Here is a 22,818-nt window from a genome sequence, read left to right as displayed (position 1 = left end):
TAGGCAATATTTATGCACGAACGATCTACTTCCTTACGTTTATACCATTCATAATATTACTCAGGACGATTAAAAACTAAACAGAAGGGGATTTTTTAATGGGTACCAGCACAGCAATAGAAGCAAAATTAGGTAAGTTATGGAACAAAAATTATATCATGCTATTGGCGATTGGTGCGTTAAGTTATTTGGCATTTACTCTCGCTAGTCCTCTTATTGCAAATTATGCTGTAGAACTAGGAGCGTCCGTTAGTTTAGCGGGGGTAATTGTAGGAATATTTGCGATTACAGCTCTATTTGTTGGTCCGTTTGGTGGAATACTAACGGACAGAACCAATAAAAAATATGTGATGATTGTTGCTACTGTCATTAATGGTATTGCTACTTTGGGCTACAGTATTGCACCAAATGTTGAGGTCATGATTTTCTTCCGTATGTTACATGGAGCCAGTATTAGCGTTACCAACGTAATTATTCTTGCTTGGACTACCGATTTTATTCCAAAGAAAAAGATGGGGGAAGGCATTGGATATTTTGGCATCAGTCAAATTTTAGCTACAGCCATTGGTCCAGCAATCGGTATCAGTTCATCGAGCCATTTGGGAACTTCTATTACCTTCGTGTTTGCAGCATCATTGTATATTTTAGCAGCATTATGTATGTTTTTTGTATCAAATATTAAACAGGAATCGAGCGAAAATAAGGCTGCTACAAAAAGTAAAATTGGGTTAAAGGATATCATTGCTTTTCAAATATTGCCACTTTCCTTTATTGCCGCCTTATTTCAAATGGGAAATGGACTTGCCAGCTCATATATGGTTTTACTTGGGGAAAATCGTAATATAAGTGGAGTAAGTATCTATTTCATAGTATTCGCGCTAATGCTTCTGTTTACAAGACCGCTTTCTGGAAAGCTATATGATAAAAAAGGACTCAAAATTATTTTGTATCCCGCGTTATTATGCGGCTGTGCAGAAGCACTGATATTAGGTCATGCATATGCAATCTGGATGATTATCTTGGCTGCGGTTATTACATCTTTCGGGCAAGGGACCGCACTGCCTTCTATACAAGCGGAGTCCATTCGCATCATAGGTAGCGAAAGAAAAGGATTAGCATCAAGTACGTACTTTATTGGTGCTAATATAGGACAGGGATTTGGACCATTGATTGGTGGAGCTATTGCAACTTCATTTGGATATAGTGGGATGTTTAACTTCAGTGCAGCGTTAATGCTATGTGGAATTTTGGGTTATGCTATTTATAATAAAAAAATTGGTTCAGTTAAGATCTGAGCCTAATTTTGAAAAACCGCTCTCAGAGTGGTTTTTTATCTTTCACGGTATTCCTCAGAATAATCATCCCACGTACTGTGCGCAAGTATTCGTCATTAATTACGCTAAACTACCCGTTAATGGCACACCTGAGTCTAGTACTTTTTTCCACAATCTTCGACGACGACCGCCCCCCATTCCGTGATTTGGCATCCGATCGTTCGCGGCAATTTCGATCCAGTAACCAGTTCCGGTTTGAAAAAGATCCGCGTGCATAGGATAGTCGTCCCGTCTTCAAGAACGACTTGCTGCACGATCCCGTCGCTGACCCGTCAGTTCATCAGGGCCATTCGTACAGACAGTAAACGGTTCGTCCAACCGGATATGAGCGGAGCGAAATGCATGAACTCAGCCCCCTTATTAATGATGACAAGCGACTGATTCCTTAACTCCCAGCTGTCGCAATACGGGCAGACAAAGGCGCTTTTCCATATACCTTCTCTAGTTCCGGAATGCCGAGCGGTTCATCTTTCATGCCATTAGCAAACAGAACTTTTTTACCCTTACGCAGTCTCAATCTGATACTGACCGTCGGTTCCCGTGATCGCCACCGCGGTGTCCGCTACGAATGATACGAGTGATAGGCACTAATCTATTCCTTCGCAATTCGCCGAAACCCACGCGGTGTAATTCCGTCGCGGGTAAGAAATCGTGGACCTCACGAGTTACCGCGTTGCGTGGACGACCTTCATCGATGATCATCACCTTTTTCTCGTTGCCCTCCCGAGCACCAAGGCGGCGTTCAACCCAGCTTGTCCGCCGCCAATAATGGTCACATCTAAAAGTTGATTTTCCATTTCCATAACCCTTATCCCCCATAAGCGATCTATATTATCCATAATTAAAGCATAAAAAGCGTATCACTTTTACTACTTGAATTACATCAAGGAACGTAATCTGATCCTCCGGTCGTGCAAGCTCTTAACTGTTCAGTGAAAATAAAGTATTTTCTTAGTGTTTATTCTAAGACAAGTTTTTTTAAAAGCACTGTATGCTACCCGCGTATGTTCTTTAATCAATAATTGGAAATGGAATATTATGTAGAGGTTGCAACCCAAGCGATGGCGCGGGAGCGTCCTTTTTTATTGAACCAGAAAATGAGTTTACTTTAAAAGGTATCAAGGTGATTAAAAAGCGATTATGTGAGTAAAGAACGAAGTACGATAGCGTAATAGACCGCCTTTTTACAAAGGCGGTTTTCTTATTGCTAAAAAGGAGACTCCAGTTGTTCGACCTGAACAGATTGCTGACGCGATAAAGTTACCGGAGCGATTCAAACATACTCCGGGTCGTTCTGGATTCTGTGCTCGATCTCAAGCCTCAAACGCTTGGTTTGGGCTGTATCGATCTGAGCTTGTACGTCCAAACGTTCGCGCTTACACCAAAGCTTCTTTTTTTTTAATTATGCAATATGTCCCTCTATTTCTGCTCTCAATTGTTCAAACCACTCTAAGTTAACCAAGTGATGGGAACGGGAATTTTCGTTCATTCGGCGGTAGTAATCGATTGTGCCGGGAAGTTCTTGTGTGTTGGACAGGTATTCATCAAGGAGGGCGATTCGGGTTTTAGTCTGGTCGATTTGCCATTGGATCAGTTCCAGCAATTTGTTTTTGTCGAATTCATCAGCAAAGAGCAGCGCCCCATAAAATTGCAGGTTCACATATTCCAATTTGGTGCCGTATTTGACCATTAATTTTTCGAATTCAGCCATTCCCGATTCGGTGATTTTAAAGTTCCGAGTTTCGCGCCGACTGGTTGAAGAATTCTGCTGAATCTGTTCAATCCAACCTTTTTCTTCAAGTTGCTGCAGATTGTAATAAAACGAGCCTTTTGTGAAATTTACAATGTATTTGTAATGGCGTTTTTCCATTAAGGCCAGCAGTTCATAGCCGTGAGCGCCGGGGTTTTGGATGAGCAAGCCAAGGATGAGTAAGGGAATCAAGGATGCATCACCTTCGCCATCAGCGCCTCGAATTCTGCGTACGTGATTTTATCCGAAGCCAAATCCATGCTATGAAGGTAAATCTGTTCTGTTTTCGAATAGTTTCGCTTCACTTTCAGCGACTGCTCCTCCCCAGGGATGGGTTCCATGACATGACACTTTTTCGAAAAAGCCTCGAAATAGCGGTAGCCGAATTTGCGTTGCGAAACAGCGTCTAAATGAATGCCATCAGGATTCGCGGTCAAATCTGCCGCTGTTACAAAATAACAATTTCGCTGTTCATTGGCGAAACGCTGTAATTGTTCATTGACCTGTCGATACTCTGTCGCGTGCTGTCCAAAACCGGTCATCCCAAGGAAATCACCAAGTCCGCCAATGATCAAAGGTACCTCATTAAGATTCAATTCGTTTCTTAGGATCTCGATGATAAGGGTTAATTTCTCGTAATAAGTTTCATGTAGTGAACCATAACTATCGCTCTCACCCTGGTGCCAAAGGATTCCTTGGATTTGACTGGACCGCAGGGCGAAGCGGGCTTCGGACAAAGCATGCTGAAAAAGGATGCCTTCCGGATGCCAGTCATCCAAGGAACTGCCGCCTTCCGCACAAGGAATCAAACCAATTTCTTCATCGGGATTGGCTTTCGACCAGGCATCGGCAAAAGACGCCGCCAGGCTTACACCGGAAACCGGACGGTCGTAATTAATCGGCTCTGTCATCATCTGCCACTGTCCATTGCGCAGCATTTTTATTTTTTCATTATAGATAGGATCGACTTCATGCAAAAATCCTCGACCCGCCATATTCGACTGCCCCAACATTAAGAATGACTTTATCATTTACTCTTCATTCCTTTCCATCACTATTATGGTCTAATCTTGAAAATATTATACAGTCTAATTAGACTATGGTCAATGGAATTATATTAAGAGAGCTCAATACTTCATCTAACACCATATTCACGCTTCTAGGCATCCGGCAAGGTCCTTTACACAGACGTAAACCTTGGACTTGGTTGTGTTAATCCGCAAGCTATTTGCCGTATTGCAACGGGAAAAGTGATATTGGACCTTGGTAGCGGCGGTGGATTCGATTGTTTCCTCGCTTCCAATCAGGTTGAAGGATCCTGGTATGGAGTTAGTGTCGATATGACACCGGAGAAGGTTAGCGGCGGTCGTAAGAATGTATACAGAGGTTTTGAGGTGGCATTCCGTGTCTCGCAAAGCGGCGGTCGTTTGACTATTTCCGATGTTGTTACAATAAGAGATCGGTTGAACATGTTCAAATGATGAAGTACGAATTCGAGACAAACTAACATGTCTTTACTAGGGGTCCCGCCAACATTTTAACGTTATTTAAACTAGTACACGTATTCAATGTATTTTTGAGGGAGCATCACAAAAAGCAGTCCAAAACTGGAACAATACAGTCTTGGCCTGCTTATTTCTGTCAGCTTCATCCCCTAATTAGTCGACAACTTTATTGTCTCAGTCTGAAACATTATTATTCTATGAACACATTAATGAGCATCCACCTTATTACCGACGGTAACCAGACATTGATATCAAAGTTTAGTTACTATCTGTTTGTTCACTTAATTTCTTATTTACCTGCATATCTTCGAGTAGTTTATTTAACTTTTGGTTTGCCCACCGGTAAGCGTCAGATCCTAAAAATAAGCAGGTCGGCGGGTTGTCAGACTCTACCAACTCGATAAAAACTTCGGCAGCCTTTTCTGGATCACCAAGTTGCTTGCCATGATTCGCTTCAAATTTTTTAATTTCCTCATGGAGAGGAAGATAATCGGCGATTTTATGATCCGCTAAAACAAGGGATTCAGCTGTATTAAACTCTGTTCTAAATCCCCCCGGCGCAACAACCGTTACATTGATTCCCATCGATTTAACATCTTGGGCTAAAGCATCTGACATCCCAATAATAACCGATTTAGTGGCAGCATAAATACTCCATCCCGTGTGCGGAGCAAGTCCAGCGATGGATGAAATATTAATGATGTGGACATAGCGTTTCGCCCTCATGTATGGCAGAACACTTTGAACCACGTAAATGCTGCCAAACACATTAACTTCAAAGCTTGACATGATCTCCTGTTTGGAAAGTTCCTCTATAGCTCCACCAATTCCGTATCCCGCGTTATTGACCGCTACATCTATTTGTCCAAAATGCTCATATGCCAATTTCATGGATTGAGCAATGGAATCGGAACTTTTTAAATCAACTTGAAGCGGCAAAAAACGTTCTTCTGAAACCTGACCAACAGCTCGTTTCAGCTCCTCTAAGTTTCTTGACGTCGCGGCGACCCGGTAATTGTTATCTAGCAACTTTTTCACAAGTGCAAGTCCAAGACCTTTCGAAGCCCCTGTAACATACCATACTTTTTTATTCAGCATTTATATCTTATCCTTTCAGTCAACCTGTCTACATTATGTACAAATATCTATTCCCATTGGTATAAGAAAACAATCAACTTCATGCCTATTCCTGTCACACTATTAACAAACAGTATGATTTACTTTATAGTTAAAACATAAAATTCATCAAAAAATTAGGTTGGAACTGGTGGTTTCCGTATGAGCAAAATCTCTTTGCAACAGAAAGAGTTAGCGGGACTCATTAAAAAGTTCACTGAAAAAGATGGGGACCATAACACATTAATTCCTTCACTCCATCTCATCCAAGATTCCAATGCCACGATACCGATATGCAGAATTCAAAAGCCTTCCTTATGCATAGTTGCTCAAGGAGAAAAAATAGTCATTTTAGGCAAAGAGAGTTATACTTACGGTGTTTGTGATTATTTGGCTGTTTCTTTGGATGTACCGATATCCGGACAGGCGATCAAGCCTTCATCGGAAGAACCCTTTTTGTCAATCCGACTTGACCTGGACGCAAGTGAGATCTTTGAAGTCATGAAGGAGAATAATCTTTTTCCTGAGAGTATAGAAAATTATCCAAAAAGTTTATTTGTTGGAAAAATGAATAATATTCTTCTGGATGCGGTAATTCGGCTAGTGAGGCTATTGGAAACTCCAAAAGATACTTCAGCATTAGCGCCATTAATAATTAAAGAAATCCTATATAGGTTACTTAATGAAAAAGAAGGAGATGTTTTCAAGCAAACTGCCACAAACGGTAGTCATTTTGCAAAGATTGCAGAGGTAGTCGACCGGATTAAAACGAACTTCAACAAACCACTACGCGTTAAAGAATTAGCTCAAATTGCTAATATAAGTTCTTCGTCTCTAAATCGTTATTTCAAGCAGGTCACTGCAATGACTCCCGTACAGTATCAGAAACAGCTGCGATTGCAAGAAGGGCGGCGCCTTTTAATGACTGAAAACTACAACGTCGCAAATACCGCTTTTCATGTCGGCTATGAAAGTCCATCTCAATTCAGTCGCGAATATGCACGGTTATTTGGGTGTCCTCCGACTGGCCGATATTTTGCGAATGCAAAATAATTAAAACTGTGGATCGAGCTTGTTCGGATTTTTTGGATCCTTGGGTAAAACGATCTGGCTTATCACAGAAAGAGCTTGGCGAAAAAAGCCGGAATTCACTTTTCTTATATCGGTGGAGTTGAGCGAACAGAGAAAAATACAACCCTCGTTAACTAAAGCGGATTTGAAGAAAGTTCAAGTTCAGCTAGTTGAAATTTTCGAAAAATAAAAAGTAAGAGTCATCGGTTCTTAATGATTCTTACTTTTTATTTTATTAGGGCGTGTCTTCAAAGTGTTTGATTAACAATAAGTGGTTATCCGTATCCCTGATAACATATTAATGTTCGTCTTTATTCTCAGCAGCTCCCCCCGTTCTTGGACAGCCGACACGAGCTGCTGGCGTGATCTTTAGGTAAAAGACGAACAATAACGGAATTCAGTTGAATCAATCGTTCGGATACCACATCTTAATGGTTTAAATTAACAGAAGACGTATAATAATACAAGTGAGACTAAGGCGATATTAAAAAAGAGTCTTTAGTCGTATGAACGGCTAAGACTCTCAGGACAAATCGGTGGAACATCCACGGCTATACCCGCTCTTCGGATGTCATACCAAAACAATCATAATTTAAAATTTTTTACGGTTTTATTAATGTTGCATTATTGAAATGATTCATAGAACCTGCAAAATCAATTACAGATATTATTTCAACTATCTGTTTATCAGTAAAGCCAACATTCTTTAGGTGTTTTGTATAACTTGCGATACACATCTCGCAGTTATTCATTATTGATACTGTAAAAGCTATTACAAGCTTTGTGTTAAAATCAAGTTCTTGTGAATTCATAAAGTTTTGCGCCTTCTGAGCTACTATTTTCATGTATTCAGGATGATTTGCCATTGCTTGGATAGATTCTGGCAATTCCCCAAACATTTGTTTAGCCTGTTCAAACATCTCTTTAATTTCGCCTTGAGCTTCTTGTTCTGAAATCAATTTTATAGTTGACATTTAAAATCCTCCCTAAAAATATAATAGCTTTCGGCATTCGCCGAGGCAGATGGGACAAGGGTTTTCTCGAACCCACCATTTCGACATCCTCCTTCGGTAGGAGGTTTTTTCAGTTAATCCCCTATTTATTCTGGCAAAAGTTCAAGAATTTATTCGTTAATCACAAAAAGCACTTGATTTTTTGGGATCGCCGCAGAATCGCGAGAAGGGGATGACCCTTACCACTTACGATTGGAGCGTCTTTCTACTGAAGTTTGTGTTCATTCCTCATGCGACTTACCAGATCTTTGCCCTCAATCATTTTCAACCTCTTACAACTAAGAAATTTTGATGACAGACTTGTCGGCGCTTACCACTTTGCTGAAGAATACTCCGATCGTGGACCCGAGCCTCGTGATCCTTCCTCACTGTTCTGGTATTAAAGATATCTTTATGAAGATCCCCTCCTTCGTAGTATCAATCGAATCCAAATCATGGACTCTATACATCCACGATATCTTTATTATGTATAAATGTCAAGGATTCATACAAAATCCTTATAGGGTCGCCGAGAAGCTCCACCCCTGTCGAATGGAGACCTTACGCAACAGGTTGGTTATGATTGCCTTCGAGCGGTCTGCTCAAAATCGAATTTCGCATCCGAACAAACTCTCAGGTCTCTCATGAAGTACCTCGTAACATCTAGCTTCAAAATCGGATAAGTCAAATCTCATCATGCAGTGGTATATACGTAACCAAGGGCAGCGAATCGTACAAGAAATACACTACGGATGAATAATCCGCTGAAATATAGTTAACAGACTAACCAATGAATGCCACCGTTAATAATGCTATTGAATATGTTAAGATGCGTCATCAAACACATGTTCCATTTGATCGTCCTCTTTAGAAACTGCGAAGAAAACAAATGGTCCCTTCGTCTTTAACACATGATTTTCGACTAGAAAATATTCGTTTGGACTATAATCTTTGAATTTTATTTTATGTGCATCGATTCGTTGCTTTATTTTCTCTTTGACGTTCTCGGCTTGATTCATCCGCTCTCACATTCGATGTAGAGGTATAAAGAAATAAAATCATCACACTGTCCGCATCATTATTGGTTGCCCATATGGCACGCCATGCGTCTCTAGAATTTTTTTGGAAATGGCAAGCCTAGCCCGGTACCTCAAGTCGACCGTTGGCGGGAAGGTTTGCCGCGATAAAATCGATCCTAGATCTTCTCAAGTTGTTCATCTGGAATGCAGGCCCCTTTATATCGATGCTAATTTTAAAGGTATCCTGATCTTTCGAGGTGCTAACGAGAATGGACTCCGTCTCCGGCGTGTAACGAATCGCGTTGGTGAGGAAATCACTTTGATTAGCAAGGGGTTCAACACCAATATGCGTTTCAGATTCACACTCCATTAGAAGCGAAGTTAAGATCAAGAAAGTCATTGCAACTTGGAGTTGAATCATTTATTATGGATACTGCAGGTCTACATTAATAATAATCTTGATAGAAGGGAGGAGGGATACTTGCAGTTCTCCAAAAGTACAAATTATGCCCTACACGCCTTAATCCATCTGGGACACTCGGAGCGTTGCAACATCATCGGGATCAAGGAATTATCTAGTACACTTGGCGTTTCCGAAAGCTATTTATCCAAAATCATGTCCAAGCTGAGGCAAGATGGTATCGTACGTGCTGTGCCTGGGGTGAATGGCGGATACGAGCTTGCACGACCGGCGGATCGGATCACGTTTCTTGATGTGATTCAAGTGATTGAAGGAAGGCAGCAGCTATTCGAATGTTATAATTCGGTTTCGCGGCAGCATCGGTTGTTAGCGGAAGAGGAGGCTAACCAGCGGGATCAAAAAAGTCCAGAAATAAACGAATGTTTGGTTGAGAAAGTTATGAACGGCGCGGAACAGCATCTGCACCAATACTTGCAGGAACATACGATTCAGTCGGTATTGGATAAGGCGTTCAAGCGTCGCGACCATGAGGCAAGCAAGAAGTGATACATTTCTTGCACCTTAATTATAGATATTAAAGATCTATAGAGGTGATGTTTAACGGTAAAAAAATAATTTTGATGTGACAATTATTGGCTGCAGACCGGTAAAGTTCCGGTGATCCGATGAAGGTCGTCACCGCAACGCTATGACGCGTGAGGCCCTCGGGTTCTTTCCCGCGACGGGATCAGTCCGAGCGAGTTTCGGCGAATTGCGAAGGAAAAGATCGGCGCCTATCCCTCTGTATCTTTTCGTGGCGGCGATGTCGATTGCGGGAACGGACGGTCGGTTTCAAATCGAGACTGATCAGGGACAAACTTTTGCAAGTAAAAAAATATTGTTTACCGTCGGTATGGAGGAGCAGCCGTTAGGCATTCAGGGACTGTCGGAGGTATATGGGAAAACGCCTTCGTCTGCCCGTATTGCGACGGTTGGGAGTTAAGGGATCAGCCGCTCGCCATCATATAAAGGGGCTGAGCGAATGCATTTCGCTCCGCTCATTTCCGGATGGACGAACCTTTTTACCGTCTGTACGAATGGCTCGGATGAACTGACAGATACCGAGCACGAGGACTTCCGGCGGAATCAAATACCTCTATTCGACCCGCCGATCCGGTACATCGACTCTATCGATGGGATCGTTCGGCAGGTCGTTCTTGAAGATGGGACGACCGTTCCATGCAGGAGGATCTTTTTCAAACCGGAACTGTTTACGGGTCGAACTTGCCGCGAATGATCGGCTGCGGAATCACGGAAGCAGGGGCTATCGCCGTCGATGAAATTGGAAAAACGAGAATTCCGTGCGTTTATAGCGCCGGGGATTCAGCATCGCGATTGCATCAGGCCATAGCTGCGGCTTCGATGGGCACATTTGCCGCTGCTGTTTGTGCTTATGATGAAATTTTCCTCATCGGCCATCATACTTCCGATGTTTATGCAAGGCATCCTCATGGTAATGACATTCAAACCCTGTTTAACCTTCCTCGTCGCCGCTCACATCGCGCTGATAACCAGCATCGCGCTTGTCATCAGCCCGCACAGACAGCTGTCCTTAACCAACTGCCAAGCCATCTGCACCCGCACGGGACAGCGATTTTGAATACACCGGAGCAGGTATCCGGCGGAAATCGCCAATGGACTCGCAGATTGTATCCTGGTTCGGCTTCATCGTTGCACTCGAACTCGGTCTCTTTCTCCGTAAAGAGAAATGGCCAGTGCATGAGCAGACGGTAGGATGAAACAGGCCGTTCGTTTAGGGAAACCCATAAACCATTAAGGAAAGAGTGAGAAATAATCATGAACGATTTTTTCAATGCAGCCATTTGGGAAGAAGCGTGGAAAGACGATTCCGATACTATAGTAAAAATGATGAAAAGGGCCGGAATCGATCCTACCAGATCTTTTGACCATAAGGCGAAGACTTTTAATGAACAATCCTTTAACGAAGTGGGAAGAAAACGAACCAAACGAATCATTAACTGGCTTGAAGGACAAGGAATTCGATTCGAAAACGCCTCCGTCCTTGATATTGGTGCCGCTTCGGGAGTATTCTCGGTACCATTTGCGGAGCGAGGGGCTCGTGTAACCTCCGTAGAGACCTCTCCTCCACTAGTTGAATTATTGGAAGAAAACATCTCAAAGTTCGCCGAAGACCAGGTGAAGATTGTATCCGAACCTTTTGAAGATATTGACGTGCAGGCCAAAGGCTGGGGTCAAGCATTCGATCTAGTCTTTGTCTCGATGGCCCCGGTCATTCACAATTGGGAGAGCGTTGAAAAGGTGCTTCATTGCGTTCGTAAGTTCTGTTATATCAGTATGCCGGCAAGTCTTCCAGAGCACAGCCTAGTGAATGAAATCTGGCCACTCGTCACCAGTCAGCCCTTCCATACGAAAGATACGGAAATGGGATATTTGTTGCATCTGCTGTATCTTAAAGGTTATGCATACGAATCGCTAATCACTCGGGAAACGAAAACGACAGAAGTCTCCAGAGAAGCGGCATTGCAGGAAGCGCTGATTTGGCTTCGCCGTCACAGTCTACCTGTAGATGAATGGAATCGAAAAATAATTGCTGACTATTTGGAGAAAGCATATCCGTCCGACAAAGTAGTCATCCAAGAGGGTGGACGTTTTGGCAAAGTACTGATTAAATTGCAGGATCAGAACATGTATACGAGAGAGATTTGAGTCTGATAAGGCACGTATTCATTCAAGAAAATCAGAGATCACTTGGCGGTCGAGTACCGAAAAGTGATTGTCTATTTTGAAAAAAAGGGACCTATATGAATATTCTTAATCTTTCGGACCTTATTCGTGAACCATAGGAAAAAAAATCTGCTGGGTATCGATCTTTCAACCTTGGAAATATCGATACCAAGAAGCTCACCACGCTCATGAACAACTCCGTTAGGAAAATTTTTCGAACATTGGTTAGTTATACTCTCGAAGTTCGTAGTCATCCAGACACATTTTATACTTGGGTCTGCGATCCTTTTGAAGTCCTTCTGTATAGAGTATATTGGCTCGTAGGGCTTCAAAAGAGTAGCCCTTACCTAAAACAATTTACCTGGTTCAATAGATAATGCATCCCAGACGCTCATCAGTTGAGTTATAGCAGCATCAATGCCCTCGTATGGAACACCGTCCCGGGCTTGCGTGGAAATTCCTCGTAGAAATGTTTCAAATAATATAACCACCATGGAGATATCCGTGGATTCGGGGAGGTACCCTGGGTGGGCACCTCTCATATTTTCCGAAGAGCCAATAATTAGAACTGTGGACCGAGCTTGTTCGGATTTTTTGGATCCTTGGGAAATAAACTAACATCGGTCGCAATGAAACTATGACGTAACAAAGTGAAGATACCTTATTTCATGGAAGCAAATACAGGCGGGGGTATTATTAATTTAAAACTAATCTGCCCCTTAGTTGGGTAACGGCGGTCTTAAGAGCATACCACCGTTATTCAATAATACAGATTATGCTAAAAGAACCGAGGTAAAGTTCTCGTCAGTGTTCTCCGCTCAGTTGGGCGTATATTCCCCCCCATTAGACCTAATTAAATCTAGGTTTGCTTCATAATGTGTGTTTTTATTCTTTCATTTAACTAGCGTTCCTGTTAACATTAGTAACCGGTCCCAGTGCGCGTTCCACTGCCTCTGCAGTGGACGCGTAGGCTTCACGGTCACGCACATCAAGTACGAATGTCTCGACCGGAGTAATGTCTTGCAATTCTGTCTTCGCCCGAGCATGGGAAGCGGCGTCAATATCTTCCAAGGCCAACTTATATCACTTCGCTAACGGAGCAGGTAACCCAATTTGCGCAGGCTGTTCGAGAACATTGGAGTATTGAGAATGGCCAGCATTGGGTTTTGGATATTGCATTTCGGGAAGATGAACAGCGCATGCGAATCCAGAACGCTGCTGAAAATGCAGCCATTCTGCGGCGTATGGCCCTGAACCTACTCAAGCAAGAAAAAACCGTTAAGCTCGGCATTAAATCCAAACGCAAATTATGTGGCTGGAAAAACGAATATCTGCTTAAGGTACTCTACGCTGGACTTCAACAAGTCTAATGCGTTAGCCCTATTACCCAACGGCGCGGATTTTTGCACCATATATGTATGCACGTCTTTGTACTTGTTTTGCTTGTTTACGTTCTATAGCCTTTAGTGGCGAAAGTGAACCATGCTGTATGTTTTTTATAGCTCACTTTGTTTTTGTATCTTTTTAGTAACTATAACCGTTAAATATGAAACAGCTACCATAACAATCGTTAAAATGACAGCCGGTATGGAATTTTCGCTGAAATTTTCAATATGCCATGTAAACGAGCTATACAAACTGTTAGTGAGCGCGTGAAAGAAAATGCAGAGCCACACACTTTTGCTTAAGCGATAAATTGCAGCAAGTAAAAATGCCATTCCAAAACATTGGATTGTAAATACTCCGAAACTGTGATGATACTGCGATGTTCCTTCTATCCAAAACAGAGGAAAGTGCCATATAGCCCAGACAATTGCGGTAATAGAGGTTGAAACCCCAAACGGCAGTTTCTTTTCCAACTCCGGTTGTAGAAGAAAACGCCAACCGATTTCCTCTAGCCCACCGCCGAAAATCATCATCGGTATTGTTAGTATGGAAACATAAATAGGCGAGACGTATTCAACGAATCCCACAAACGTACCGACAGCGAAGAATAACGCCGCAAACCCTAATGTTACTATGTACATTAATATAGGTTGTTTAACTGAAAAAATTGTTTTTAACAATTTTTTCGCCGGTATTATCTCATATTTTAGCAAAAGCGTTACAGCAACAATCGGCGGTGTACATGTTCCCAAAATAAACAACACCATAAAAAGTGGGGTTCCATATTTGAGATAGCCAAACTGTTGCACCACAATAATTGCACCCCACAGCAACCAAGTGATCAAGAGTGATCCGACAATATATTGTATTGTCAATTTTTTGTTCATTTCCAAAGTATCTCCCTTTCTTGATTTTCATATAGTTATAAAAACAATCTATGTTTGTTTTATCGCCCCAATATGTATATAGCCACACAAACATATGTATAGCGCAAGTCCTGCCCCTTTTCAATCCAAACGTGAAAGGCCGGCAGGGCTAACGCATTAGAAAGCAAGAAGTGAATTACGTCATTGCGGTGAAAGGCAACCAGCCTTCGTTATATGAGGACGTAACGCTATTTTTTGCAGACCGCTTTTTGAAGATACGCCTCATGAATACTACAAAACGGTAGAAAAAGGGCACGGTCTCGTCGAAATTCGCAGATACTAGCTCAGCCCTGCATCGGAAGCGTTGCGTCCGGGACAGGATTGGAAGGATCTACACAGTGTCAGCATGGTGGAGTCTGAAAGGCATGTGGGCGGGACGATTACCCTGGAGCACCGGTATTATATCACTTCGCTAACGGAGCAGGTAACCCAATTTGCGCAGGCTGTTCGAGAACATTGGAGTATTGAGAATGGCCAGCATTGGGTTTTGGATATTGCATTTCGGGAAGATAAGCAGCGCATGCGAATCCAGAACCCTGCTGAAAATGCAGCCATTCTGCGGCGTATGGCCCTGAACCTACTCAAGCAAGAAAAGACCGTTAAGCTCCGCATTAAATCCGAACGCAAATTATGTGGCCGGAAAAACGAATATCTGCTTAGGGTACTCTACGCTGGACTTCAACAAGTCTAATGCGTTAGCCCTGTTAAATGCGACAACTAGCTTGACAATGACCGATGTCGGCACAGATTCCGTTAGGCACAAAAACACCCCAACAACGGCCCAATTGCTTTAAAGCCACAAACTCCTTAAGGAGCTAGCATTCCCATGCCAACGGCGGATCATCATGTTCTCCTGTAGCAAAAGCTGCCCCTTCAATATGATAAACCCTTGGTTCTTCCGAAAAATATTCCTGTAAGCCCATCATGAACATCCGATGGTCTTCACTCGCTTCGAAGCCCGGCGTGTGATCCTCGAGTGATTGCCATCGCACGATTAGATGGAATAGCTGGGGTGTTTCGATCCCTTGCGCGAGGAAGTGACCGCCGTAACCCTTTGCGCGGCTGAGCAAAGGAGCGACCTCGGCAAATGCACGTCTGAACGTTTCAATGTGTTCATTGTGAACGGGGAGTAGAGCGATCTCATAAATCATGGCGTTCCTCTCAAATGAGCCGACGGCCCGACAGCAATCGCGATTTTTCCTTGAACACCGTTGTTAGGGCTCTCCAGCCGGGCATGGGCGAGCGGAATGTCCGCAAGCGAATAGACGGCGCCAACGTGTGGCCGAAGCTGACCACGCTCTATCAATGCGCTCAACTCATCAAGCTTGCCGCGGTTTTGTCTTGTGAAAACGAAGTGATAACTCGCGTTCTTGCCCCAGGCCTCAATGACGTTTTGTGGCTGTGCAATGTCCACGATCGTGACAACGCGGCCAAGTTGTGCGAGCGTGTCGGGGCTGCGCGACAATGTGTTGCCGCCGATGGTGTCGAACACGACATCGACTCCGCGGCCACCCGTTTCCCGCATGATGGCGTCGACATAATCCTCCTTTTTGTAGTCGATGACCACATCGGCACCCAAACTTCGTGCGAACTCAAAGTTTGCTTCGCGCACGGTCGTGAACACCCTTGCTCCCATGGCTTTTGCGAGCTGGATCGCCACATGACCGACTCCTCCCGCGCCGCCGTGTATTAGAATGCTTTCCCCCACTCTTAGCGCCGCACGCTCGATCAGTGCTTCCCACACCGTCCCGCCAACCAAGGACAGGCTTGCCGCCTCAAGATGGCTCAGCGAGGCAGGCTTCTTCCCAATAATGCTTTCGGCAGCAACGTGGTACTCGGCATAACTTCCTGGTCCGTCAAATATTTGCGGGGTGTACCAGACTTCGTCTCCTGGAGAAAAGTTCGTCACACCCGGTCCGACTTCTTCGACAACGCCAGATACGTCGTGTCCGGTAATGGCCGGCAGTTGCACCAAATCGGGATAATCGCCACGTCGGACCTGGTAATCCAACGGATTGATGGAGGTTGCATGCACCCGGACCAGGACTTGTCCCGTGTGCGGCACAGGCTTGGGCACGTCGCAAAGTTCGAACGATTCCGGGCCGCCAAATGATTTAAGTATTATCGCTTTCATTGTAAATCCTCCTCTTTTCGATAAATAGGAATATCGGGAATTTTCGATTTTATGTTTGTCTGTTAAGGATAATTTACGGTGAACAGTATCACGGTATAGTACCAGCGTAGCTGTCATTAGTGCAAAGTAGATGGAATTGTTTACAGTATGTCGAAGCCTCCTCGGGGTAGTAGTAACATAACTGACACCACCGCATACGTGTGGATTAAAATGGTAAATGTGCTTTCAGTGAGTTCGGCATGACGGTAATCGTCAAATAGTCTCCCCCCTGATTCAGTCGGCTGCCGCTACATTTACATATTTGAATGACTCAGCATATGGATTGCATCTGAAATTTGAATTCTACGATAGGTATCAGTCACGATACAATCCGTACTACGAGCTTTTTGACCTAACCGCAGCTTTTCCCTTATCATTTCGGACAACTCCCCAGACGCGTTAATCGATGCCATTACATATTTTTCTGCAGCTGGACTGCTGCTGATGCTGATGTCTGCATGATTGACACATCCTTTCGAGGAATACGCCATCGCACTAACAATTCTCTGCATCGCACTGCTGACCGTCTCACGCAAAAAATTTGCCGGTAACGGAAGCATGTCTTCGACTAAAAGCCTAGTTATGCCACGATCATTAATAGCCTCCAGAACCTGCTCCGGTTCATTATGCACGATAACCTCTTTGTGGGGTGGCCAAACATCCAATGAGGAATGGTCCATCATCCGAGATCCGACATGGAACACAAATATCTCCGGATAAATTCTCAATCGATCAGGTGCATTTCCCAACTGGTCGCGATAGAAGTCGTAGAACCGGGTAACATATGCCAAAATCAGTCCGCTTGCCCCAATAGCTCCTCCTGGTTGCTTTACAACGATACCCAGACGGTCGTGCTTATGAAATACCGGGAAAATATCCTCCCAAACAGCATTACTTCCGTCCACAGTAATTGTAAAATCCTCTGACCTCAAGTCTTTCGTCGTATGCATTACCTCACAAACCTCCCTTTGACATATTGAAAACAGTAGTCTTCTAAATGCGTGCAAACTGACCCTAAACCGAAATTTCAGCGAGCATTGGTAGTGGTAAAAAGTCATTGACTGCCCTTGCTTTTATTGTGAAAACGTTCCGTTAGTTTTCCTTCGTAACTGGATAAGTCTCCAAAAACGTAAAAATCTTATCATTAACTAAAGTCGGGTATTCCCTAAGCATATGGGGGCGATGGCTCCCATCAGGAACAACGAAGTAACTCGATCCTGCAACAAGCGAGCTCAAGTATTTGATTTTTTCCTCGCCGACAAATGAGTCATGTTCACCTGTCATAAATAACGCTGGACATGTAATGCTGCTGAGTTGTTCCTCTGATAGCCGCGGATATTGACGCCAATCTTGTGCGGCTTGTTTCATATGTTCTTCCCAATTGCCTCGATGTGCTTCCATGTGTCTTTCCATCATTTGATTAATTGTGTCCTGTTTGCCTTTGGCAATAAGCCATTCCGGTTCGAAATTTTCAACGCCGGTAGGATCACAAAATCCGCTACAGCCAATCGTGGTAAGGGTAGCCACTCTTTCGGAGTTATTTACGGCCATATAAAGTCCAACACTTGCCCCCAGGCTGTAACCAACCAGATGAGCTTTGGGGATATCCATTCTATCCATAAATTCGACAATATCATCGGCAATTGCAGGAGTAGACCACTCCAGACTTTCACATTTTGTTCTGCCATGCCCTCTGAAGTCGGGAAAGTAACAGGTGTATTTCTTTTGGAAGTCTAACAATTGACTGGCGAAAGCCAAGATGCTTCTGGAATAGCCGCTATGCAAAAAAACTACAGTTTCCCCAACACCCATCTGCTCGTAAAACATCTCTAAGTCATTTACCTGTACGTATGGCACGTGTTTACTCCTTTATAAGTGCTGAGTTTCTATGAAATTCAATATCGTATCGTTGACAAACACCGGATTCTCACCACTCATATGGGGTCTATGGCTACAATCTGGTACAATCACATAACTAGAATTACGGATCAGAGCAGTCGCCCGCTTGAGATCTTCCTCAGGCCCGAGCACGTCAAATTGTCCGGCAATAAAGAGAGCAGGACAGATGATGCTGCTTAACTCTTTATCGCTCAGTTGCAGATATGTCCGCCAATCTTTAACCTTCTGCCGCAGAAATTGCTGCCAATTGCCTTGATGGGCATCCAAATGCCTTTCCATCATGGATTTTATGGCGACCGTTCTGCACAAGCCATTCCGGTTCAAACTGTTCCAATCCTCTGGAAGCGACAAAGCCGCATTGACCAATCGATGTCAAGGATGCATTTCTATGTTGATGACTGACGGCTAAATGGAGTGCAACCCCTCCACCCATGCCATATCCAATCACATGAGCTTTGTTAATATGCAGTTGATCCATAAACCATACAATATTTTGTCTCTCGACATTCACCTATCGTTATTTATTATCCCACCCGAATAGAGTTTCTTAGCGGGCGCATCGTCAGCAATAATCTCGCTTCGCGTTCGATGACCCGCTTGGTCGCCCCCGTCTTAATATCTCCGTACCGCCTGTCGTGGGGACAAGGTCCACTTGATAATAATCCGTAAGCTCGATCAACGCAGCGATAATTACGTCCTGCTCATCGAGAACGATCCGGTATTCGATGATATCACCGCTCAGCTCTTCCTCCACCAATTTTTCTGTCAATCAGAGCTTAGCGTACAAAATCCACATATTGTTGGCAGTACCCCAGGAACAGCTTGCCCGCTCTTGTCAGCCGGGTGCTGCGCGTGGTGCGGGCGAACAGCACCACGCACAGTTGTTCCTCCAGCTCCTTGATGGCGCGCGATAGTGGCGATTGCTCGATGTGAAGCCGCTCGGCTGCACGGGCGAAGTGGAGCTCCTCAGCTACGGCCAGGAAGCAACGAGATGACGTAGTTCCAAAATGACCCCGTCCGCTCATGAACTGATTAAGCTGATTCCCATTCCAACGGCGGATCATCATGTTCTCCTGTAGCAAAAGCTGCCCCTTCAATATGATAGACCCTTGGTTCTTCCGAAAAATATTCCTGCAAGCCCATCATGAACATACGATGGTCTTCACTCGCTTCGAAGCCCGGCGTGTGATCCTCGAGTGATTGCCATCGTACGATTAGATGGAATAGCTGGGGTGTTTCGATTCCTTGCGCAAGGAAGTGACCGCCGTAACCCTTTGCACGACTGAGCAAAGGAGCGACCTCGGCAAATGCACGTCTGAACGTTTCAATGTGTTCATTGTGAACGGGGAGTAGAGCGATCTCATAAATCATGGCGTTCCTTTAAAATGAGCCGACGGCCCGACTTCAATCGCGATTTTTCCTTGAACACCGTTGTTGGGACTCTCCAGCCGGGCATGGGCGAGCGGAATGTCGGCAAGCGAATAGACGGCGCCAACGTGTGGCCGCAGCTGGCCACGCTCTATCAATGCGCTCAACTCATCAAGCTTGCCGCGGTTTTGTCTTGTAAAAACGAAGTGATAACTCGCGTTCTTGCCCCAGGCCTCAATGAGGTTTTGTGGCTGTGCAATGTCCACGATCGTGACAACGCGGCCAAGTTGTGCGAGCGTGTCGGGGCTGCGCGACAATGTGTTGCCGCCGATGGTGTCGAACACGACATCGACTCCGCGGCCACCCGTTTCCCGCATGATGGCGTCGACATAATCCTCCTTTTTGTAGTCGATGACCACATCGGCACCCAAACTTCGTGCGAACTCAAAGTTTGCTTCGCGCACGGTCGTGAACACCCTTGCTCCCATGGCTTTTGCGAGCTGGATCGCCACATGACCGACTCCTCCCGCGCCGCCGTGTACTAGAATGCTTTCCCCCACTCTTAGCGCTGCACGCTCGATCAGTGCTTCCCACACCGTCCCGCCAACCAAGGACAGGCTTGCCGCCTCAAGATGGCTCAGCGAGGCAGGCTTCTTCCCAATAATGCTTTCGGCAGCAACGTGGTACTCGGCATAACTTCCTGGTCCGTCAAATATTTGCGGGGTGTACCAGACTTCGTCTCCTGGAGAAAAGTTCGTCACACCCGGTCCGACTTCTTCGACAACGCCAGATACGTCGTGTCCGGTAATGGCCGGCAGTTGCACCAAATCGGGATAATCGCCACGTCGGACCTGGTAATCCAACGGATTGATGGAGGTTGCATGCACCCGGACCAGGACTTGTCCCGTGTGCGGCACAGGCTTGGGCACGTCGCAAAGTTCGAACGATTCCGGGCCGCCAAATGATTTAAGTATTATCGCTTTCATTGTAAATCCTCCTCTTTTCGATAAATAGGAATATCGGGAATTTCCGATTCAATGTGGAAAGAATTGAATTACAATTCTTTCCCTATGATCTCGGCTAGAGCACTGATGGTTGCTTCGTTCCGCTTGTAGTAGGTCCACTGACCGATGCGCCTGACTTCGACCAACCCCGCTCGTTGCAGAATTGCAAGATAATCAGACACCGTTGACTGCGACAGTCCGACGCCTTCTTGAATACTACTGACGCAGACTCCCACCGTAAGAACGTCACCTTCATCCTGCGGAGGGAAGTTATTCGCGGGATCCTTCAAACCTTTCAAGATTTCAAGGCGTGTATGGTTTGAGAGGGCTTTGAATATTTCGAGCAATTCCATAATCTCCATGACCTCCTTAACCTGATTATATCGAAATTTACCGATATGTCAATATCGGAAATTACCGATATATCAATGCGAGAGTCAACAGCCGTTATGAAGAGTCAGCCCTGTTCCGGAGCAACTCTCAAATTTGCAATGATGGTCAGTCCAGTAGATACCATCGGTGGCCAATGCCGCTACGGTCTTGTCCGCCAAGCGAATGGCAGCAGCGCATTTGACTTCCACCACCGGTCGGGTTTATTACTCCAGCTCTGTCTTGCCCGGCAGCGCGACATAGCGCGCTTTGCCATCTACGCCAGAGACGATCAGGTAGCCCTTCTCGTCTCTGGAATACGGTCTATCTTACAGAAGCAACTAAACACTTAAAATACAAAGCAAAAAGAATTGCTTTTGGAAAATCTGATAAGTCATATCTCTCCATTGTGATAGGAGCACATCTAACTTCCTTGATGAGTACACATTCGATCAGAAACAGAGTGCAAAGCTAGACTCACTGTTGCCACTTACCACAAGAAAAATTGAAGCCGGTAAGCCTTAGTCTTCGGGATTCCGGCCTTTTTATGGTTTAAAAGGCTTAGCGTACAAAATCCGCGTTTGTCTGGCAGTACCCCTTACATTAAAAATCTTCTACGACAATTTTTCCAATAGATTTGCCAGTCTCTAGTAATGAATGAGCTTTTCGCAAATTCTCAGCATTGATAGGTGAGAGACGTTTGTTTAGTGTAGTTTTTATTATTTTTCTATCAATTAAATCAGCAACTTCGTTTAAGAGCTTATGTTGTTCGATCATATCTTCCGTCTGAAACATGGGTCTTGTAAACATCAACTCCCAAACAAAGGTTACACTTTTGTTTTTTAGTAATGTTAGATGAAGAGGCACGTCTGTTTCGACAATTGAGCAAATTTTTCCTTGGGGAGCAATAGCTTTTGCCATATTTGCCCAATGCTTCTCTGTTGCGTTAAGACAGAGAATGTAATGGACTGTTTCAAACCCCACCTGTTTTAATTGTGGAACGAACTCCTCAAAATGATTAATGGTATGGTCAGCCCCATGTTCTTTTGCCCAAGCAATCGATTCAGGTCTGGAGGCAGTACCAATAACAGTCAACCCCACCTTTTTTGCTAATTGAATAGCTATGGAGCCAACCCCCCCTGCAGCACCAATAATTAAAAGCGTTTTATTCTTATTTTCGTTTGAATCACGACTAATATTCATACGATCAAATAGTGCTTCATAGGCAGTAATTGTTGTTAATGGTAGAGCAGCAGCTTGTGCAAAATCCAAAGATCTTGGTTTTTTTCCTACGATCCTTTCGTCAACAAGATGAAATTCACTATTACCACCTTGCCGAGTGATGTCACCAGCGTAATAGACCTCATCACCTGGTTGAAATAACGTGCAATCTGGTCCAACTTCTTCAACAATTCCTGCTACGTCCCAGCCTAAAATTTTTGGGTTGGCCTCTACCTTTTCTTTGGGTGATCGAACCTTATAATCAACTGGATTAACTGCCACAGCTTTTACGCGAACGAGTAAATCCCGACCCGTAGCACTTGGCTTTTCCAGCTGTAAATCTAACAAGCTTTCTGAATTTTCAATGGGTAGATAACGATACAAACCCACAGCTTTTATAGTTGACATGATTATTTCATCCTTTCGTAAAATTTTTTAACCGGCATCAAAAAGAGAGTCGATGGTTTTCATGCCGTTATATTTGTTATAATAGTTCAAAGGATTATTTTTCGTAAGAAC

General features: G+C 44.3%; 21 protein-coding genes and 5 pseudogenes. 7 read left to right on the top strand and 19 right to left on the bottom strand.

Features of this window, described 5'->3' with window-relative positions; translation table 11 throughout:
• Positions 1-98: 98 nt before the first annotated feature.
• Positions 99-1,295, top strand: coding sequence for an MFS transporter (locus MHH48_RS14270; protein ID WP_076326322.1), 1,197 nt, complete (start codon positions 99-101; stop codon positions 1,293-1,295).
• Between the two features lie 143 nt (positions 1,296-1,438).
• On the opposite strand, the pseudogene MHH48_RS14265 reads toward MHH48_RS14270, so the two are convergent.
• The 4 genes and pseudogenes from MHH48_RS14265 to MHH48_RS14250 all read right to left on the bottom strand — a co-directional run.
• Positions 1,439-2,131 (bottom strand): annotated as a pseudogene (locus MHH48_RS14265) (NAD(P)/FAD-dependent oxidoreductase); the annotation flags it as partial.
• A gap of 605 nt (positions 2,132-2,736) precedes the next feature.
• On the bottom strand, positions 2,737-3,276 hold the full coding sequence (locus MHH48_RS14260) for a helix-turn-helix transcriptional regulator (protein ID WP_076326321.1): 540 nt from the start codon (positions 3,274-3,276) through the stop codon (positions 2,737-2,739).
• Complete coding sequence (locus MHH48_RS14255) at positions 3,273-4,115, bottom strand: sialate O-acetylesterase (RefSeq protein WP_340390683.1); 843 nt, start codon at positions 4,113-4,115, stop codon at positions 3,273-3,275. The genes MHH48_RS14260 and MHH48_RS14255 overlap by 4 nt, the downstream gene beginning before the upstream one ends.
• Before the next feature lie 732 nt (positions 4,116-4,847).
• Complete coding sequence (locus MHH48_RS14250) at positions 4,848-5,687, bottom strand: SDR family NAD(P)-dependent oxidoreductase (protein WP_076326320.1); 840 nt, start codon at positions 5,685-5,687, stop codon at positions 4,848-4,850.
• Between the two features lie 180 nt (positions 5,688-5,867).
• On the opposite strand from MHH48_RS14250, the gene MHH48_RS14245 reads away from it, so the two are divergent.
• Positions 5,868-6,758 carry an AraC family transcriptional regulator gene (locus MHH48_RS14245; RefSeq protein WP_076326319.1) on the top strand — a complete coding sequence of 297 codons (891 nt, stop codon included), beginning with the start codon at positions 5,868-5,870 and terminating at the stop codon, positions 6,756-6,758.
• A 620-nt stretch (positions 6,759-7,378) separates the two neighbouring features.
• Here MHH48_RS14245 and MHH48_RS14240 read toward each other — a convergent pair.
• The 3 genes and pseudogenes from MHH48_RS14240 to MHH48_RS14230 all read right to left on the bottom strand — a co-directional run.
• The gene (locus tag MHH48_RS14240) at positions 7,379-7,750 is read right to left on the bottom strand and encodes a carboxymuconolactone decarboxylase family protein (protein WP_076326318.1); all 372 of its coding nucleotides are present in this window, start codon (positions 7,748-7,750) and stop codon (positions 7,379-7,381) included.
• An 842-nt stretch (positions 7,751-8,592) separates the two neighbouring features.
• Positions 8,593-8,787, bottom strand: coding sequence for a DUF4358 domain-containing protein (locus MHH48_RS14235; protein ID WP_076326317.1), 195 nt, complete (start codon positions 8,785-8,787; stop codon positions 8,593-8,595).
• Positions 8,788-8,829: 42 nt separating this feature from the next.
• A pseudogene (locus MHH48_RS14230) lies at positions 8,830-9,103 on the bottom strand (ATP-binding protein); the annotation flags it as partial.
• Between the two features lie 165 nt (positions 9,104-9,268).
• Here MHH48_RS14230 and MHH48_RS14225 point away from each other — a divergent pair.
• The 4 genes and pseudogenes from MHH48_RS14225 (at position 9,269) to MHH48_RS14210 (ending at position 13,323) form a co-directional block, all read left to right on the top strand.
• Entirely contained in the window at positions 9,269-9,754 is a 486-nt protein-coding gene (locus tag MHH48_RS14225; protein ID WP_076326315.1) for an Rrf2 family transcriptional regulator, read from the top strand.
• Positions 9,755-9,872: 118 nt separating this feature from the next.
• Positions 9,873-10,630 (top strand): annotated as a pseudogene (locus MHH48_RS14220) (NAD(P)/FAD-dependent oxidoreductase); the annotation flags it as partial.
• A 414-nt stretch (positions 10,631-11,044) separates the two neighbouring features.
• Entirely contained in the window at positions 11,045-11,935 is an 891-nt protein-coding gene (locus MHH48_RS14215) for a class I SAM-dependent methyltransferase (protein ID WP_076326314.1), read from the top strand.
• 1,043 nt (positions 11,936-12,978) lie between these two features.
• On the top strand, positions 12,979-13,323 hold the full coding sequence (locus tag MHH48_RS14210; RefSeq protein WP_340390702.1) for an ISAs1 family transposase: 345 nt from the start codon (positions 12,979-12,981) through the stop codon (positions 13,321-13,323).
• 126 nt (positions 13,324-13,449) lie between these two features.
• Here MHH48_RS14210 and MHH48_RS14205 read toward each other — a convergent pair whose 3' ends face one another.
• Complete coding sequence (locus MHH48_RS14205; RefSeq protein ID WP_076326755.1) at positions 13,450-14,226, bottom strand: type II CAAX endopeptidase family protein; 777 nt, start codon at positions 14,224-14,226, stop codon at positions 13,450-13,452.
• A gap of 385 nt (positions 14,227-14,611) precedes the next feature.
• Here MHH48_RS14205 and MHH48_RS14200 point away from each other — a divergent pair, with 385 nt between their 5' ends.
• Complete coding sequence (locus tag MHH48_RS14200) at positions 14,612-14,956, top strand: ISAs1 family transposase (protein WP_083659888.1); 345 nt, start codon at positions 14,612-14,614, stop codon at positions 14,954-14,956.
• A 124-nt stretch (positions 14,957-15,080) separates the two neighbouring features.
• Here the strand turns inward: MHH48_RS14200 and MHH48_RS14195 are convergent, their stop codons facing one another.
• From MHH48_RS14195 to MHH48_RS14145, 11 genes and pseudogenes are all read right to left on the bottom strand, one after another.
• Positions 15,081-15,416: an antibiotic biosynthesis monooxygenase gene (locus MHH48_RS14195; RefSeq protein WP_340390682.1), complete on the bottom strand. Its 336-nt coding sequence runs from the start codon at positions 15,414-15,416 to the stop codon at positions 15,081-15,083.
• The gene (locus MHH48_RS14190; protein ID WP_340390681.1) at positions 15,413-16,399 is read right to left on the bottom strand and encodes a zinc-dependent alcohol dehydrogenase family protein; all 987 of its coding nucleotides are present in this window, start codon (positions 16,397-16,399) and stop codon (positions 15,413-15,415) included. The genes MHH48_RS14195 and MHH48_RS14190 overlap by 4 nt, the downstream gene beginning before the upstream one ends.
• Positions 16,400-16,692: 293 nt before the next feature.
• On the bottom strand, positions 16,693-17,388 hold the full coding sequence (locus MHH48_RS14185) for a hypothetical protein (protein WP_076326750.1): 696 nt from the start codon (positions 17,386-17,388) through the stop codon (positions 16,693-16,695).
• Between the two features lie 142 nt (positions 17,389-17,530).
• Complete coding sequence (locus tag MHH48_RS14180) at positions 17,531-18,295, bottom strand: alpha/beta hydrolase (protein WP_256720893.1); 765 nt, start codon at positions 18,293-18,295, stop codon at positions 17,531-17,533.
• Between the two features lie 12 nt (positions 18,296-18,307).
• The gene (locus MHH48_RS14175; RefSeq protein WP_256720894.1) at positions 18,308-18,661 is read right to left on the bottom strand and encodes an alpha/beta hydrolase; all 354 of its coding nucleotides are present in this window, start codon (positions 18,659-18,661) and stop codon (positions 18,308-18,310) included.
• 254 nt (positions 18,662-18,915) lie between these two features.
• Positions 18,916-19,097, bottom strand: a pseudogene (locus MHH48_RS14170) (molybdenum cofactor biosynthesis protein); the annotation flags it as partial.
• A 52-nt stretch (positions 19,098-19,149) separates the two neighbouring features.
• Positions 19,150-19,343: pseudogene (locus tag MHH48_RS14165) on the bottom strand (LysR family transcriptional regulator); the annotation flags it as partial.
• Positions 19,344-19,369: 26 nt separating this feature from the next.
• Positions 19,370-19,708, bottom strand: coding sequence for an antibiotic biosynthesis monooxygenase (locus MHH48_RS14160; protein ID WP_340390680.1), 339 nt, complete (start codon positions 19,706-19,708; stop codon positions 19,370-19,372).
• Entirely contained in the window at positions 19,705-20,691 is a 987-nt protein-coding gene (locus MHH48_RS14155; protein ID WP_340390679.1) for a zinc-dependent alcohol dehydrogenase family protein, read from the bottom strand. The genes MHH48_RS14160 and MHH48_RS14155 overlap by 4 nt, the downstream gene beginning before the upstream one ends.
• Before the next feature lie 68 nt (positions 20,692-20,759).
• Positions 20,760-21,062: a metalloregulator ArsR/SmtB family transcription factor gene (locus MHH48_RS14150; RefSeq protein ID WP_076326761.1), complete on the bottom strand. Its 303-nt coding sequence runs from the start codon at positions 21,060-21,062 to the stop codon at positions 20,760-20,762.
• 619 nt (positions 21,063-21,681) lie between these two features.
• Positions 21,682-22,707 (bottom strand): zinc-binding alcohol dehydrogenase family protein, encoded by a 1,026-nt coding sequence (locus MHH48_RS14145; protein ID WP_340390678.1) that lies wholly within the window; start codon positions 22,705-22,707, stop codon positions 21,682-21,684.
• Positions 22,708-22,818: the final 111 nt, after the last annotated feature.

The organism is Paenibacillus sp. FSL F4-0100, from assembly GCF_037993005.1.
GTDB lineage: Bacteria > Bacillota > Bacilli > Paenibacillales > Paenibacillaceae > Paenibacillus_AQ.
The sequence above is the reverse complement of the archived record's forward strand: the minus strand, read 5'-3'. Positions and strand labels throughout refer to the sequence as shown.